Genomic DNA, 14209 nt, shown 5'->3' on the forward strand with positions numbered 1-14209 from the left:
CGGCGTTTATGCGGTTAGGCGTGGCGTGTTGAGTGAGGTGATGCGAGAACGATCAGGTGGTGGCCTTGACCAGGAACCGGCGACTGCCAGCGCGATGCTTGGGGAATTGCTGCAGTAGCGCGGGCTGAGTCTTGAGCAGGGCGTCAGTATCGAGAACCGTGCTGTCCTTGCTGCGCTTCCAGCTCACCTGGCCATCCATGAAGTAAGCCCGAGCGGCGTCACCCATGCGTTGCTGGATGCGTTGCTTGAGCCGGGCTTCCCGTTCGGCCAGACGGGCCAAGCGTTCCCGGATATCCAGCATCTCACTGAAATCGCCGTTGAGTGCGGTGTCTTCAATGAGATCCAGGGCTTCACCGTCGTCACGGGGATAGAGTGCCCGCAGCGCTTGGTCGGCAGAGTCGGAGCCATCGGCGTCGGGCGGGGTGTCGGTTTCCACCAAGTGCCAGAAAGCCCGCTCCAGTTCGATCAGTTGGTTAATGACCGTCTCATCCCGCTCGATGCGATGCACCTGCAACTCCTGCCCACAGATCAGCACCGCCACGTCCGCTGCCTGCTTGCCGGTGACGGCCAGTTGATGCTGCACCTGGCACTGGATGTACTCCGGTACGCCATCGGCCCAGAGCCGGGCACCATTGAGACCGGTGGTTTTGCATTCCAGGATCTGCACCTCTTGATTGCCCACAACGGAATAATCCAGATTGGCCAGCATCCAGGACTTGTCGGTATCCGGGTGCTGGAGCACGGCATTTACCCGCCGAACCTTGTTGCCGGTGGCTTTGGCATAGGCTTCCGCCACCTTGGGTTCCAGCAGGTTGCCCCAATACAGCGGGGTATGGATGTCGTCAGGGTCGGGGGCCGGCAACAGCCCATCTCGCCCGGTCTTGATCATCCACAGCTCCAGGGGCGACTGATACGGGTTGAGCCCCACCGCCGCCGCAGCATCGCTGGCGCCGATACCTTGCTTACGGACCTTGAGCCACTGTTCCCGGTTCATGCCCTTGGTGGACACCAGGCGCAGGGCCGGACGGGATGAGGGTTTGATAGCGCGGGGAGTACTCATGAGTGACCTCCTTCCAGTTGGGTCAGCCGCTCGGTAAAGCGATCATGGAGATTGATCAGCCGATGGGTCTGGGGCGTCTGATCCGAGGGGATCTCATGACTGCCGCCTTGGCTGAAGAAGGTGACCACCAGATCGGTGATCATCTGTTGGATGTCGTCATGGGGTGGCAGATTGCCGTCATTCTCGAGCAGATAGGTGCCCAGCTGTTCGCCCAGAATGGACACCACCTCGTACTCGAACACCCCAGGAAACCCTTGCGGGCCGTACCAGTAGGGTTGCACCTGTTTCCAGATATCGGGGATGAAGTCACACAGGGTGCTGATCAGCTCGATGCAGCCGTTACCCCAGACTTCCAGAAGCCGGGTGCCGCGCTCTCTGTTCAGCACCACCCCTTCATGAAGAAAGGCACCCCAAATGGCGGCCAGATGGGGAGAGAGGGGGGGCGCAGAGAGTCTTGATTCATGGGTTACAGGACTATCGTGATTACGTTCTGTCATGGTCAGGCTCCAAACAATAAAAAGCCCGACCGGCACAGAGCGGGTCGGGCTTTAGTCGAGGGAAAAGAGTGAGTAGGGAATCAGTCAGGCCACCAGTTCCAGAGTCTGGTTCAGGGCCCGCTGCTTGATCTGGGCGCCCTTGCCGAACCAGGCGGAATCCAGACGGTTGTCGGTGCTGCGGGCGCGGCGTTCGTGGTCCACGAACTCGGTTACGGCATTCAGCAGGCCGTAGGCCGTGTTCTTGGCAGACGGCAGCTCCGCACCGCGACCGGCGCCCTCATACAGCGCCATGGCCTTCTTCATGGCCTGCTCGTTGGGCTTCACCAGCATGTCACCAGAGGAGTAGTTCACATCGGTGAAGACCGAGCGCATGACTTTCTCGGCGGTCTTGCGGGTGATGCGCCGCTCGCTGAGAGTTTTCAACCGGTACATGAAGTCATCCCAGGCGGAGACGGAGATCCCCAGCTGTTTCTTGACGGCCTGGGCATCAAAGGTGGTGTTGTGGCGGACCTTCACCGCCTGGCCGGCACCATTCAGGGCTACCGCCAGGGTGTTGTTGCACACCACCCGGATGCTGGTGAACTGGGCAGTGGTAGCCAGGGTGCCGTCACAGGCAGTAGCCAGCAGCACATAGCCGTTGGTCTGGTCATTGCCTGCCAAGGAGCCCGTTTGCCCGGTGCGGGCTAGCGCCCACAGCTTGCGGCCACCTTTAAGGACGCCAGCCGTTTCCAGTTCAAAGCCAGAGCGCTCGGTGAGATCCCGGTAAAACTCCAGGATCTGCCGTGGCTGAACCACCTTGAAGCGGTTACTCACTACCGACAGAGGCGTCTGATTGTCTGAGCGGAACAGGACCTTCTGATCCGGGAAGGATGAGATCTGTCCGAGGGCGCCAGCCTCGCTGCTGATGAAGCGGACAGGGGTTTCGCGGATCTCCCAGTCCATGCCGGCTTCCTGCATCCAGACATTGAGGGGTTGTTGGGCGGCGAGCTGGTTGCCCAGCCCGTGCCAGGGAGTGCGGCCTGCATAGGCCATGCTTTTGACAAGATGTGCCATGGTAAATCTCCAAGAAATAGCAGTGCGCCCGAAGCGGGCGGGTTAACGAATGAGAAGAGGTGTGGAGAGTCAGGGGTAGAGCAAAAGCAGAAGAGGAAAACTCAGAGCCAGCCACGCTGGGCTAGGCTGACCCACTCGGAGCGGGACACTACGAAGTGATCCAAGACCCGCACATCGATCAGGGCCAGAGCGTCCTTGAGTCGGGTGGTGATGGTGCGATCAGCTTGGGAGGGCTCACAGCACCCGGAGGGATGGTTGTGGGCGAAGATCACGGCAGCGGCATTGCAGGCCAGGGCCTGCTGTACCACCACACGGGGATACACCGCCGCGCCATCAATGGTGCCGTTGAACAAGGGCTCGAAACTGAGCACCTTGTGCTTGTTGTTGAGAAAGATGGCCGCGAAGACCTCGTTCTTTTCCTGGGCGAGGGCCAGCTGCAGGAACTGGGCGACATCGGTGGGAGAGGTGAGTGCCTCCCGACCGGTCAACTCATCCAGCAGGATGGTGGCGGCTGTGCTGACAATCTCCTCGGGCTTCACGCAGCCCTGAACGTGGTACAGGCCCTGCTCGTTCTTTACGAAAGTGGGAATATCCATAGAAACTCCAAAACGGCATAAAAAAGCCCGCACAAGGCGGGCTCTGGCATGCAGTGAAAGGGGGTAAGTGCGAAATACGGGTTAATCGGTGTCGATTCGAAAGGCGTGGCCGCAATCCAGGCATTGCAGGTTGTCGAGAAAGGTTTGGTCGAGCTTGTCACCGAGAGCGGCACCGGCCTCACCGCCGGCAACACTTCCAATTAGACCGCCAATCACGGCACCGGCGATGCCGCCGAGCAGTGATCCTCCCGGGCCTGCGACATAGCCCAGTGTCATGCCCACACGGGCACCACTGGTGGCTGCAGCCACGCCGCTAGCGGCACCGGCAGCTGTGCCGACGGAGCCGCAAACCCTGCGTCCGTTGTGGAGTGCTGATACCCGGATAGATTGGCAGCTGGGACATTGAATGATCATGAAACCTCCATGAGATGGGACCAGGAAGGTGATTCCTTCCTGGCTTCATGGAGGTGATATGTGTTTGAGAATATTTTGAATGGCGACATAAAAAGAGGCTGTTTAAGCTTGTAGGGTGTTTGCTATTTACTCTTTTTCTTTTTGTGGCAGTATTTGGCGTTGATTGCTGAGGAAGGTCTTAATGTGTTGGCTGGTGAGGGCGGCATGACTAAACGAAGGTTTGAGTTGAAAAAAGGGGCAAAGCTAACGCTTTTTCTCGTGTCCTATATCCCCTTGTTTTTAATAATGTGTTTTTCCCAAGTTTATACATATCGAGAGTATCTGAATTGGGGAGGGCTTAACTTGGAGGCGCTGGTAACCTATTTGCAGTTTTTTGGCGTGGCCTCAGTGCTGATGGCTTTGTCTTTTTTGGGTGTTTTGGGTGTTGCATTTCTTATTCCTAATATGCGTCGCAGGGCAGAATCTAATGGGGTTTTGGTAAAAGTTGTCGATATAGAAAATAAAAACAATGAGTCTATCTCGTATCTGTTTACTTATATTATTCCTTTTGTTTTTCAGGACCTTTCGAGTGTTGTGAGTGTGTTTTCGATTGGTGTTCTCCTTGTTGTGACGTATCTGATATATTCCAATTCATCTATGGTTCTTATTAATCCTGTGTTGAGTGTTTGGTATTCACTTTACCTTGTTGAGTATGAAGATTTTTTTAATAAACAGAAAAGGCGGGGAATGGTGCTGTCAAGGAATCAGTTTTTAGAAGAGGGTGATATGATAAAAGTGAAGTCGATGGGGTATAAGCTTTATTATTCGGTTGCTGGAGGTGGAGATGATTGAAAATGAGAAGTTAAATAGGATGAAGGACGTTTTAGGTAGTGACAAATTCTCGATTAATGTTTTTTTTATAACAAGAGAGATTCGGGAGGGAGTCAAGAAGTCAGCAAAGACAGTGGATAAATATGATTTTAGAGCTTGGTTGCTAGATGTTTCTCCGGATGTAAAGAAATTCTTTACTGATAATGTTGCGGATACTTTAGATAAAGTGGTCTCTTCTGATACACATGAGTTGGAGCCGTATGATGTTATTGCCGATGATTTGCCGGATAAGCTGTATACATATGCACTGAATAATGCTCTGTCGTTCTCTGACGTGGTTAGCGATCAGATATTGCCAGGAAAGGTTGATTCTATTAGTTCTCTGTCAGAAGTTAAGTCCAATCTTTGGGCATACTGTTTGAAGATTGCTGGCGAGGAAGCAGGCTTTCTTGTGTTCAGGAAGCTTTCTAAAGGGATGGTGGTGACCGACCAAAGTCAGGGGGTGAAGGATAAGTTGTCCTCATTTTTCGATTCTGAAACAGCGGAGCTTAAAGCGTCTAAAAATGAAAGCATTACTTTCGATGACAAGGTGGATTGCTTGTTTTTGGAGGACGAATTTTTTGTTTTTAGGAAAAAAGGGTTCGAGAGTATAGTTGGCTTGGAGGAGGAGTTTAAGACGGCGGCGGGTGATGTTGTCGATATTCTTCAGGCTACTGATCTGGTTGAGGGGGTTGAGTTTATTGAGTCTATGCTGAAAGAAAGTAGATCTCTTTTGAAAACATTGTCGAATATTGCAAAGAAGGGCCACCATCACAAACTCAATCACGATGAGATTGATAAAATGAAGGATGTTCTTCATAAATTTGAGGGGAAGGAGCTGAAATTGACCGATGAAGGGAAGCTCTTGTTGGAAGACAAAAATGATGTTGGTTACTTTGTTAAACTGTTGAACGATTATTATAAACAGGGAATGGTTTCCGGTGATTATTATGGAACTAATAGTGGTCGCCTTTTGAATATGGAAAAAGGTTAGCCCAAAAACGCTGGCCAGCGTGATTGGTTTCTGTGTTGTGTTGTGGTGTGGTTTCGGGGTTTTACTCTAACGGCTTTGAGCTTTATAAGCCAAGCAGGCCTGAGATGTAAACTTAAGAAATTTTATTCTTTTTGGTTGGCCGTTATTATAATGGCTGTCAGGTGGCCGAAGTGGGTATTTGTTTTCTGCATTAATATTCGCGTGTTGTAATCGTGGTTGCTACTGGTTTGTGTTTGGGGATGCCCCGCCTTTTAACCTATTAATGGCAAGAAGGGCTGCTTGGCAGTCATCCAAAAGGTTCTGCACCCGTACGGTTATCATTAAAGTAATAATGCCATTTTTCGTTTTCCCTAATTTTTTTATTGAGAGGTTGTCACCGGGGTAAATAAGAAACGCGATTTTGGATTCAAAGCATTGGCTGTGAATTAAAAGCTGATATACATCGCTATTAGAAGGCGTAGGTTTAAGGTTTTTATATTTGGCATCTCCTACAGCGATTACGCTACTGTTGCTGTCTATTATCACGTAGTCAGGGTTGAGCCGGTATAGGCTGGCTTGGTCATTTTTTAATAAGAACTCTTCTTTATCGCTTCCCTTGATTGCTTTCAGGTTTCCTTCGATGAAAAGGCAGTTTCTTGTGGCCTCTTCAAAAAGGGTTTCCAAATTATAAAACCAAGCTCCCTGTGCTATTGTGTTGTTTGTTGGCGTTTTAGATGTCGATAGTCCGGAAAGCAAAAGCTTTGAAAGCTCTAGGATTCTATGCTTTGTTTTGCTTTTTCTTTTAAGGAGAAGTCGAGAGGCAGTGTCTATATAAAAAGAAATTTTTCGATTTAATAAGGTCTCGTTATGGTTGTCGGAAAATGACATTATTTGCCGTCTGATAAGAAAAATAATTTCAGAGGGAAGGTTTAATGATTGGCATAGCTTTTTTGCTTCCAGTAATGTTCTGTAAATTAAATAATTAAATTCTGTTGAATAAGATATTTCCTGTTGTTCAAAGGCGAGAATGTGGCCCATGCCCCTGGCTCGTAATTGGATTGTTTTTGTTGTATTGATTTTTCCTCCGGCTAAAGATCCTGTTCGACTTGATTTTGAATAAAAAAACTCTCTCCCTTGTGATATGTATACTTTTACAAGTTGCAAGAATTCTCGAATATATGATTCAGTATTGATTTCTGATACTTCTGCCGAAGATGAAAAATGAGTTTTTTTGTTATTTTCTGGAATTTTTGAAGACAGGGCATCTAAAGCACCAGGTACCTTTTCTTCGACCTTAATGCAGTATTGTCCCAGAACCGCATGTCCGACGTGACAGCTTGAAGATAGTAATCCTTTGCCGTCGCTTATACTCCTCGCTTGAATAATTCCTTCAGATACCAAGTTGTAAAATGCTTCCTCCTCCCTTACTTCCTTCCAAATTTCACTCGATAGCTCGGTATGATTTCGTTCTTTGACAGTTATGTATTTTAGTTGTCGCTCGTTGTCTTGTACTGGATGTCTCTCCATGGGTAGTTGTTCTCAATGGTTGTGGTAAAGGGGTGGGGTTCAATTAGTGGGCGCTTTAGTAGATGCTCAATTCGCTCGGTCCATAGTTCATGCAGATCAGGTGACTCGCTAGTAATGCTGGAAAATATGCCATGACCAAATGGCATTAAATGTTCAAAGTCATCAGGGTGATCACGCCTGCAAACACTAAATATACCTTCCAATTGCCCAATTACATTTTCTTGAATCCCGTTATTTGCTAGCATTTCTTTTAGCTGAGCAGTGTCAGGAGGGAAACGAATAATACGCAAGCGCCTTAAAAGTGCTGAATCCAGCTCAATGGCAGAACGGTCAGTAGGGTTGTAAGTGGCTATTATAGTTAGGTTATCGGCGACCTTTACGGGTTTTCTGGAGTAGACAGTCAAAAATGATCTGTTTCGGTGTTCTACATAAGTCATTAGTTCACCAAGAACAGATGCAATATTCGCTCTTGTAAGCTCTTCAATTAGTAAAACATAATTATTTTCTGGGTCATCAAGAGCTTGTTGGTTCCATTCTAAAAAGATTCCTGGCTTTGTCTCTACTCCTCCTCCTGCATCCAGCCTTAGTCCTTCTATAAACTCTTCGTAAGAAAATGATTGGTGAAACTGGATCTCTCTAACAAAGAGGGGCTCATTTGTAAGGCGCTGAGCAGCTATCGATGCGATGAATGACTTTCCTGTTCCGGGTACGCCAGCTAAAGCAATGATAGATGTCGATCCATACTTTTGACAGGCGTTAACGACTTCTGTAATTCTGGACTCAGTTGCATTTCCATAATCTTTAGTCATCTTAGATCTTCCGGCAGGCTGGCGTTTGAAGAAATATACTCAACATATTCTTTTGTGGAAGTGAAATTCCTATGTTTATGCCTGATTTTGGAAGCCTCGGACAGAAGTTCATACATATTTTCATTGATTTGGTAGTATCCAGAGACAGTGCTTTCTCTTTTATCTTTAATTAGTGCCCACCCAAAAGATGCTAATGATATCCATGGAATTATTCGATCATTTTTGCGACTTCCAGTAATCGCCTCGTCTCCTAATAGACTGAGGTCGCGACTCGTTCTATAATTTTTGATTTTATCAATTTCTTCGTAAAGCTCTTCTTCATTTCGAGTTTTGAAAATAGATCGATTAAGTTCTTCGGAATCTATTATTCCGTCTAGAGAAAGCATTGCTTTCCATATGAACTGAAATGGGAATACGACAACGTCTTCAGAATATCTCGAACCGGCGCCTGTAGGGTTGTTGAGTTGGCAGGATGCAAGTGCATATGCGGCATGGCGCATTAAGATAGGCGCGTTGGCATTGTTCATTAGCGAAAGCCACCGGAGGAGCGTTTCCCCAAAATGTGTGACGCAGATTTTCGAGTCGGCGTCTTCGTATATCAATCCGATGGTTTGGAAAACCTGCTTCGCATCCCTGTATCGCTTGGGATCCGGGCCAGTTGAATCTCTATTTTTTGCTCTTGCTGAATCGTACGGAAGCTTCTCAAGAACCAAGTCGCGATGCAAACCTTCGGATGTCAGGAAGGCTGTTAGCGTGGGTGGGGAAGAGTTGTTAATTCTAAACGTTTGATGTAGCGATCCCCTCCAGTTGAATTCAACCAAAACTTATTCCCTCTAATTATTTGCGGCTAATTTTTTAGACATGATAAAATTTTTCGCTGCAAAGGAGAGAGCTAGAGCCACTTTAAACGGTACCGCGTTTCCGATTTGTGCTGCCACTTGCTCTTGGTTGCCAATGAATGTGAAGTCGTCAGGGAAGGTCTGCAATCGCGCACCTTCGCGCAATGTTATATTTCGCGCTTCCGAATAATGCCCGAATTTACCCCGTGTGAAAGAGTCAAATCTGGCTGTGATTGTAGGTGCGGGTTCGTTTGGGTGGAGCCTGCCATATACATATCTGTGACCAATTTTAGCAGCCCCAGATTTGTGGCAATTTACTTTTAGCTCGTCCGGTAGATCCATCATCCCCCCACCTGGTGGTATGGCTTCCATCCTTTTCAGGTTAAGGGGGGAGAGTTTCGTTCTCCTATGGAGCCGGTCTCCGGAGCTATCAATTTTAACTGGTGGTGATGGAAGGTCACCTAAGGCTTCTGAAACAGAAATATAATTATTCTCACCAGGATGAGTGGGGGGAGGGAGCTCAAACGGGTTTTCATTGCTGATCCAGCCAGCTAAAACGACTCTTCTTCTAATCTGAGGGGCTCCGTAATCAGCTGCGTTAATGGTTTTATAATGTAAATTGTAGCCTTCGCTGGATAAATCGCTCAGCAGAAGATTAAATAACTCTTTCCCTCTCTTTCCAAGAAGTCCTGGTACATTTTCCATTAAAAAAAGCTGCGGCTTGATTCCTCTAACCAGCTTGCCAAATTTTAGGATAAGGTTGTTTCTCTCATCCGAGTCATCACCTATACGCTGAATAGAAAACCCTTGGCATGGAGGGCCTCCTACTAAGATATCAATCTCTCCTGGTGTTTTATGAACCGAGTCTAAGACATCTTTGGACGAAACTTTGGATAGGTCCATATTAAAAGCTGGGTGTGAAAAGTTTTCTTTGTATGTTTCTAGTGCTTTGCCCCAGCAATCAAAAGCGGCAAGAACCTCAATTCCAGCTTTTTCAAGGCCTAAAGAGAACCCTCCGGCGCCACAAAAAAGGTCGATGGCGGTAATTCTGGGTTGTGATGAGGTAGCAAGAGGTTTCATTTCAATTTTTCGTTGCGCGAGAGCGCGCTTTGATTGATGGAATAGCTCTAGAAAAAGAGGCGCCCACAGCGCCAAGGATGCCTCGATCAAAATTTTCTTCAGCGATTGGAGGCGAGAGTAACTCGCTGACAATATGTGATGCAATGGCGGCTGAAAAAATGGGGGGCACGGCATTGCCTATTTGCCTAAAGCTGCTATCAAGTGAGCCTGAAAACTGGTACTGCTTAGGAAAGCCTTGTAATAATGAGGCTTCTCTTATTGTTAGAGCTCTGTCCTGTTCTGGATGAGTAAATCTGCCGCTCGCTGGGTTTCTTGCAAAGGCAGTAATCGTTATCGATGGTTTGTCCCAGGGTAAGCGCCCATAAACGTCCTCATACGCGGCTTTGCCGGTTGTTGATTTTATGTTTCGTAGGCTGGCAGGCCCGACATTATCCGGCCTGTTACCTCCATCGTGAGGAACAGCTCTAATTGTTGCCAAGGTAGACTCTTTATGCTTCGCAGAATAATGGAAGGGGTCGGAGCTGCACTTTTCCCCGGCTTCCACTGGTGGTAGATCTGAAATTGAGCTTCTTACTGTTGCAAACTCTTGAGGTGCAAGGAAACCTTTTGGAGCGTGGAACGGTTTTTTCATAGCAAGTATTAGTGCGCGAAACCTTTCTTGGGGAACACCAAATTCCGCCATGTTATGAGCGCCTACATGGACGTAATATCCAGATTCTTCTAGAATTTTTCGGGCCTTTTGGACATGCGGCCAATATCTTTCAGTAAGAATTTCAGGAACATTCTCAATTACGATGACCTCGGGCTGTGTTTTGACAGCTATCTTGGCGAAATCCATAAAAAGGGTGTTTCTGAGATCTTTCTCGCCATCGCTATTTCTGTGAGAAGAGAAACCTTGGCAGGGTGCGCAGCCGATCAATATTCTAATTTTGTCGTTTGAAAATTCATGATGGTTGAAAATAGATTCTAGTTTTTTAGATGAGCGAGATAATTTCGCAACATCGGCATCGACCACCTTTAGCTGGTGGTTTTCCTCATATGTTTCATTGGCTTTGGTGTCGATATCTACAGCGCCTTTCAAATCAATGATTGGTGCTATCGAATTTAATAATTTAAAACCGGCAGACATTCCGCCGCAGCCGCTAAACATATCAAAAACCGAAATTGGGCCAGGCTTATTTTGTAGGGCTCTTGGCCAGGCCTCATGAATGTTTAGGCATATGTTTTTTTTATGGATGTCAAATGCGTCGCGAAGGCATTGGGTATTATGGTCCGTTTTAGCCTGTTTGGATAATTCTGTGGCCAGTTTCTTCAGTGTGGTATGGCGCTGGTCTTTAGCTTTAGGCCTCATGAGCTCACTACTCTAATAGAGATCTGGGGTCTCCAAGTGTTGGAGAATGAAAAAAATTGCTTATGATTAAGTATCAGATGCGTCTTGATGAAAAGGGCTCAAAATCAGAAAGGAGAAGAATAAAAGTGCGCTACCTTTCTTGATGTCGAACTCCTCAAGCATTCTTTCATTACGGACTCTCGAATTATCCATTTTGCCATGGTGGATGTGCGAATGAGTTTTGAGTGTACATACGGCCAAGTTAAGTAAGTAATCTAGCATTAATTCCCTGGTTCATCAGTAGCTTGATAAATTAGGCGCGTGTCCGCTTAGCTACCAGTTAGCGCGCCTGTTTTCCCTTAGAAATAGTTGTTGTATCTGTAATGGACCTCATGCCTTCCATGGACTTCCCCCTCCTCAGGCCAGCAGTGGAGCGTGAAGGATAGGTGCTTTAGTAAGGGGCTCCTTTCGGTCAAGTTTCATGTCCATGTAGTCGTAAGCAGGGCTCAGGAGCCCGGTCCATACGCGGGAGAGATGGTAGGGGGCAGCAAAGTGCTCCCGGATCTCACATGAAGCCAGAGGAGTAATAGGCATAGCAATCTATAACTGGTCAAATGCACAGTGTTGAATTATGTGTGTCAATTTCGCGCTTATCAAGAGCGTCGGCTCTGCCAAATCGATAGAAAGGCTTTGTTTTGGCGGTAACCTTTTGATTTTTAGTGGCTTTTCCCTGGTTCGGAAATTGAAAGAGCGACATGGAGTAGTTATGGCTGGCAAGATTCCTCATAACCTGGCTTGGTTATAATGAATGGCTGCGCTTGAAGGCAATGGACAAGAATTCGGAGCCCTCTTGCAGAGGGCTCTCCTTATGCCGCGTAGTCTCTTGCTGCGTTATAGAGGCACACAGCGGCGGTACCAGTGGCCACTACGCCTAGAAGCTTGACCCATGGATCTTGTTTTCTGGTTAGGAGTACTCCTGCTCCGATTCCAATAACACATGCTTGAAGTTGAGGGCTGATTTTGTGGCCGTGCAAGATGTAATTGGCAATGTGTTCGCAGTTGTTGGTTAGGAGCTGGTAGGGCGCGTTCTGTCCTACCAGCTCAAGAGCTCTCTCCATCAGCCCCTCTAGCTCTACATTCTCCCTTCGGATGATGCGATATGACTGGCCCATCGAAAACTGCTCCATAGAGGTGATGCGGACAGCTCTGCTTGGCTGAATGTGGGCAATGCCGTTCTGTAGCTGAACGCCAAGGTGAAGAACCGGCCCTTTCTGCCGTAGCAAAAGGTCGCCAAAGATTGGTATTTGAGTCATAATTGTTCCTGAAAAAGTGGTTGTTTTTTGATTTTTATATACGTTAAACCCAAATGATTTCGGGTGCAACTTTTTGATTGAGGCCGTGATGTCTTCCGAGCAAACGACATTTTCAGCCGTCCTGGGCGTTGTATTGGCTAACCTCAGGAAGGTGAAGGGGATTGAGCAAGGGGAGATGGCTAAAAAGATGGGCGTCTCTCAGGCGAGTTATAGCCGTCTTGAAAGTGGCAAGTCGTCCTTTTCTGTGGATCAGCTCTATCTTGCTGCGCAAGCTTTGGAGATTGATGGGCCGGAGCTGACTCACAGGCTCAATAACGCGGTGCAGCAACTCAATGTGAATGGCGTACCTGTTATTGCGCCTCTCAGGGCCAACGCAACCAAGGCGGGTGAAAGTGGTGTGGATCCTGGGTCGATGCTGATGGGAGCTGGGCTTGCTGCGCTTCTGATCGGGATGTTGACCAAATAGGGGGAGGTATCTTGGACGGGCTCGGACGCTTTTGGATGCCTCAGGACTGAATCGCCACCAGTTTGCTAGACACCTTTCAGCCATCCAAAATGGCAACCAGAGAGGTATCTATGAGCAGCAAGCGCTATCCCGAAGAATTCAAGATTGAGGCGGTTCGTCAGGTGACCGATCGTGGTCACAGTGTGGCCCAAGTGGCTGATCGACTCGGCGTCACCACCCACAGTCTGTACGCCTGGATCAGGAAGTTCGGCCCGGATTCCGAGCAGCATCAGGCCAATGCAGATGACCAATCCGAGATCCGCCGACTCCAGAAAGAGCTCAAGCGCGTTACCGAAGAGCGAGACATCCTAAAAAAAGCCGCGGCGTACTTCGCCAGTCAGTCCGATTGAGGTACGCCTTCATTCAGGAGCACAGCGAGCGGTGGCCAATTCGCTCACTGTGTTCTCTGTTGGACGTTCACCCCAGTGGCTTTTACGCCTGGCAGAGACAGCCTCGTTCAGCTCGTGCAATCGAGGACGAGCGCCTGTCCGGTCTGATCAAGCAGTTCTGGCTGGAATCCGGAGCCGTGTATGGCTACCGGAAAATCCATACTGATCTACGCGAGTATGGCGAGCAATGCGGGCCCAATCGAGTCCACCGGCTGATGCGCCACGCGGGAATACGAGCGCAGGTGAGTTATCGTAAGCCACGCCATAGGGCTGGGGAGCTACACAAGGTGACACCGAATATCCTGCAGCGGCAGTTCAATCCGCAAGCGCCGAACGAGAGCTGGGTAACGGATATTACCTATATCCGCACACATGAAGGCTGGTTGTATCTGGCGGTTGTTCTGGATCTGTTCTCAAGACGGGTGATCGGTTGGTCAATGCAATCCAGGATAACCAAGGAGCTAGCGCTGGATGCACTTTTGATGGCTGTCTGGCGTCGCAAGCCTGAGGGCAAAGTGATTGTGCACTCCGACCAAGGCAGCCAATACACCAGCCACGACTGGGACTCGTTTCTGAAGGCGCACGACCTGGAGGGCAGCATGAGTCGGCGCGGTAACTGCCACGACAATGCTGTTGCTGAGAGCTTCTTCCAGCTGTTGAAGAGGGAGAGGATAAAGCGAAAGATCTACAGCAGCCGGGACGCTGCCCGAGCAGATATTTTTGATTATATCGAGATGTTCTATAACAACCGGCGACGCCATAGTTCTAATGAGCAGTTGTCACCGGTAGAGTATGAAAAGCGTCACCAAGAACGGCTGAGAAGTGTCTAGAGAACTGGTGGCGATTCAGAATTTGACTTGAAGCATAGAGAATGGAGGGTGAAGGTGTCAGTTGTCTGACCGGTCGCCGAATCGATCAGAACCAGGGATTACAACAACTGCAGTAAGGCCTCCTACCTTACTGGACGTGTAATGA

General features: G+C 48.6%; 15 protein-coding genes. 4 read left to right on the top strand and 11 right to left on the bottom strand.

What is annotated here, in order from left to right; genetic code table 11:
* Positions 1 to 52 precede the first annotated feature (52 nt).
* The 5 genes from ABNH18_RS03235 to ABNH18_RS03255 all read right to left on the bottom strand — a co-directional run bounded on the left by ABNH18_RS03235 (position 53) and on the right by ABNH18_RS03255 (position 3620).
* Complete coding sequence (locus ABNH18_RS03235; protein ID WP_349381441.1) at positions 53 to 1060, bottom strand: YqaJ viral recombinase family nuclease; 1008 nt, start codon at positions 1058 to 1060, stop codon at positions 53 to 55.
* Entirely contained in the window at positions 1057 to 1557 is a 501-nt protein-coding gene (locus ABNH18_RS03240) for a hypothetical protein (RefSeq protein WP_349381442.1), read from the bottom strand. The genes ABNH18_RS03235 and ABNH18_RS03240 overlap by 4 nt, the downstream gene beginning before the upstream one ends.
* Before the next feature lie 84 nt (positions 1558 to 1641).
* The gene (locus ABNH18_RS03245) at positions 1642 to 2610 is read right to left on the bottom strand and encodes a DUF932 domain-containing protein (RefSeq protein WP_349381443.1); all 969 of its coding nucleotides are present in this window, start codon (positions 2608 to 2610) and stop codon (positions 1642 to 1644) included.
* A gap of 101 nt (positions 2611 to 2711) precedes the next feature.
* Positions 2712 to 3206 carry a RadC family protein gene (gene radC, locus ABNH18_RS03250; protein WP_349381444.1) on the bottom strand — a complete coding sequence of 165 codons (495 nt, stop codon included), beginning with the start codon at positions 3204 to 3206 and terminating at the stop codon, positions 2712 to 2714.
* An 81-nt stretch (positions 3207 to 3287) separates the two neighbouring features.
* Complete coding sequence (locus tag ABNH18_RS03255) at positions 3288 to 3620, bottom strand: hypothetical protein (RefSeq protein WP_349381445.1); 333 nt, start codon at positions 3618 to 3620, stop codon at positions 3288 to 3290.
* Between the two features lie 159 nt (positions 3621 to 3779).
* Between ABNH18_RS03255 and ABNH18_RS03260 the strand changes: the two genes are divergently transcribed.
* Entirely contained in the window at positions 3780 to 4451 is a 672-nt protein-coding gene (locus tag ABNH18_RS03260) for a KwaA family protein (RefSeq protein WP_349381446.1), read from the top strand.
* The gene (locus ABNH18_RS03265; RefSeq protein ID WP_349381447.1) at positions 4444 to 5463 is read left to right on the top strand and encodes a Kiwa anti-phage protein KwaB-like domain-containing protein; all 1020 of its coding nucleotides are present in this window, start codon (positions 4444 to 4446) and stop codon (positions 5461 to 5463) included. The genes ABNH18_RS03260 and ABNH18_RS03265 overlap by 8 nt, the downstream gene beginning before the upstream one ends.
* Positions 5464 to 5682: 219 nt before the next feature.
* On the opposite strand, the gene ABNH18_RS03270 is transcribed toward ABNH18_RS03265, so the two are convergent.
* The 6 genes from ABNH18_RS03270 to ABNH18_RS03295 all read right to left on the bottom strand — a co-directional run bounded on the left by ABNH18_RS03270 (position 5683) and on the right by ABNH18_RS03295 (position 12340).
* On the bottom strand, positions 5683 to 6969 hold the full coding sequence (locus ABNH18_RS03270) for a 5-methylcytosine restriction system specificity protein McrC (protein WP_349381448.1): 1287 nt from the start codon (positions 6967 to 6969) through the stop codon (positions 5683 to 5685).
* Positions 6930 to 7778, bottom strand: a complete 849-nt coding sequence (locus tag ABNH18_RS03275; RefSeq protein WP_349381449.1) for an AAA family ATPase — start codon at positions 7776 to 7778, stop codon at positions 6930 to 6932. The genes ABNH18_RS03270 and ABNH18_RS03275 overlap by 40 nt, the downstream gene beginning before the upstream one ends.
* A complete protein-coding gene (locus ABNH18_RS03280) occupies positions 7775 to 8599 on the bottom strand; it encodes a hypothetical protein (protein WP_349381450.1) in 825 nt (274 codons plus the stop codon). Before ABNH18_RS03280 ends, ABNH18_RS03275 begins: the two co-directional genes overlap by 4 nt.
* Positions 8600 to 8611: 12 nt before the next feature.
* Positions 8612 to 9772, bottom strand: a complete 1161-nt coding sequence (locus ABNH18_RS03285; protein WP_349381451.1) for a DNA cytosine methyltransferase — start codon at positions 9770 to 9772, stop codon at positions 8612 to 8614.
* Positions 9699 to 11048, bottom strand: coding sequence for a DNA cytosine methyltransferase (locus ABNH18_RS03290; protein ID WP_349381452.1), 1350 nt, complete (start codon positions 11046 to 11048; stop codon positions 9699 to 9701). The genes ABNH18_RS03285 and ABNH18_RS03290 overlap by 74 nt, the downstream gene beginning before the upstream one ends.
* Before the next feature lie 845 nt (positions 11049 to 11893).
* A complete protein-coding gene (locus ABNH18_RS03295; RefSeq protein ID WP_349381453.1) occupies positions 11894 to 12340 on the bottom strand; it encodes a lecithin retinol acyltransferase family protein in 447 nt (148 codons plus the stop codon).
* 88 nt (positions 12341 to 12428) lie between these two features.
* Here ABNH18_RS03295 and ABNH18_RS03300 point away from each other — a divergent pair, with 88 nt between their 5' ends.
* Together ABNH18_RS03300 and ABNH18_RS03305 are read left to right on the top strand one after the other, a co-directional pair.
* On the top strand, positions 12429 to 12806 hold the full coding sequence (locus tag ABNH18_RS03300) for a helix-turn-helix domain-containing protein (protein ID WP_349381454.1): 378 nt from the start codon (positions 12429 to 12431) through the stop codon (positions 12804 to 12806).
* 110 nt (positions 12807 to 12916) lie between these two features.
* Positions 12917 to 14064, top strand: a protein-coding gene (locus tag ABNH18_RS03305; protein ID WP_349381455.1) for an IS3 family transposase whose coding sequence is annotated in 2 segments (ribosomal slippage) — positions 12917 to 13154 and positions 13154 to 14064 — 1149 coding nt in all. Because the reading frame shifts where the segments join, the coding sequence is not laid out codon by codon here.
* Positions 14065 to 14209 lie beyond the last annotated feature (145 nt).

Origin of the sequence: Alcanivorax sp., assembly GCF_040118815.1 — a bacterium.
GTDB lineage: Bacteria > Pseudomonadota > Gammaproteobacteria > Pseudomonadales > Alcanivoracaceae > Alcanivorax.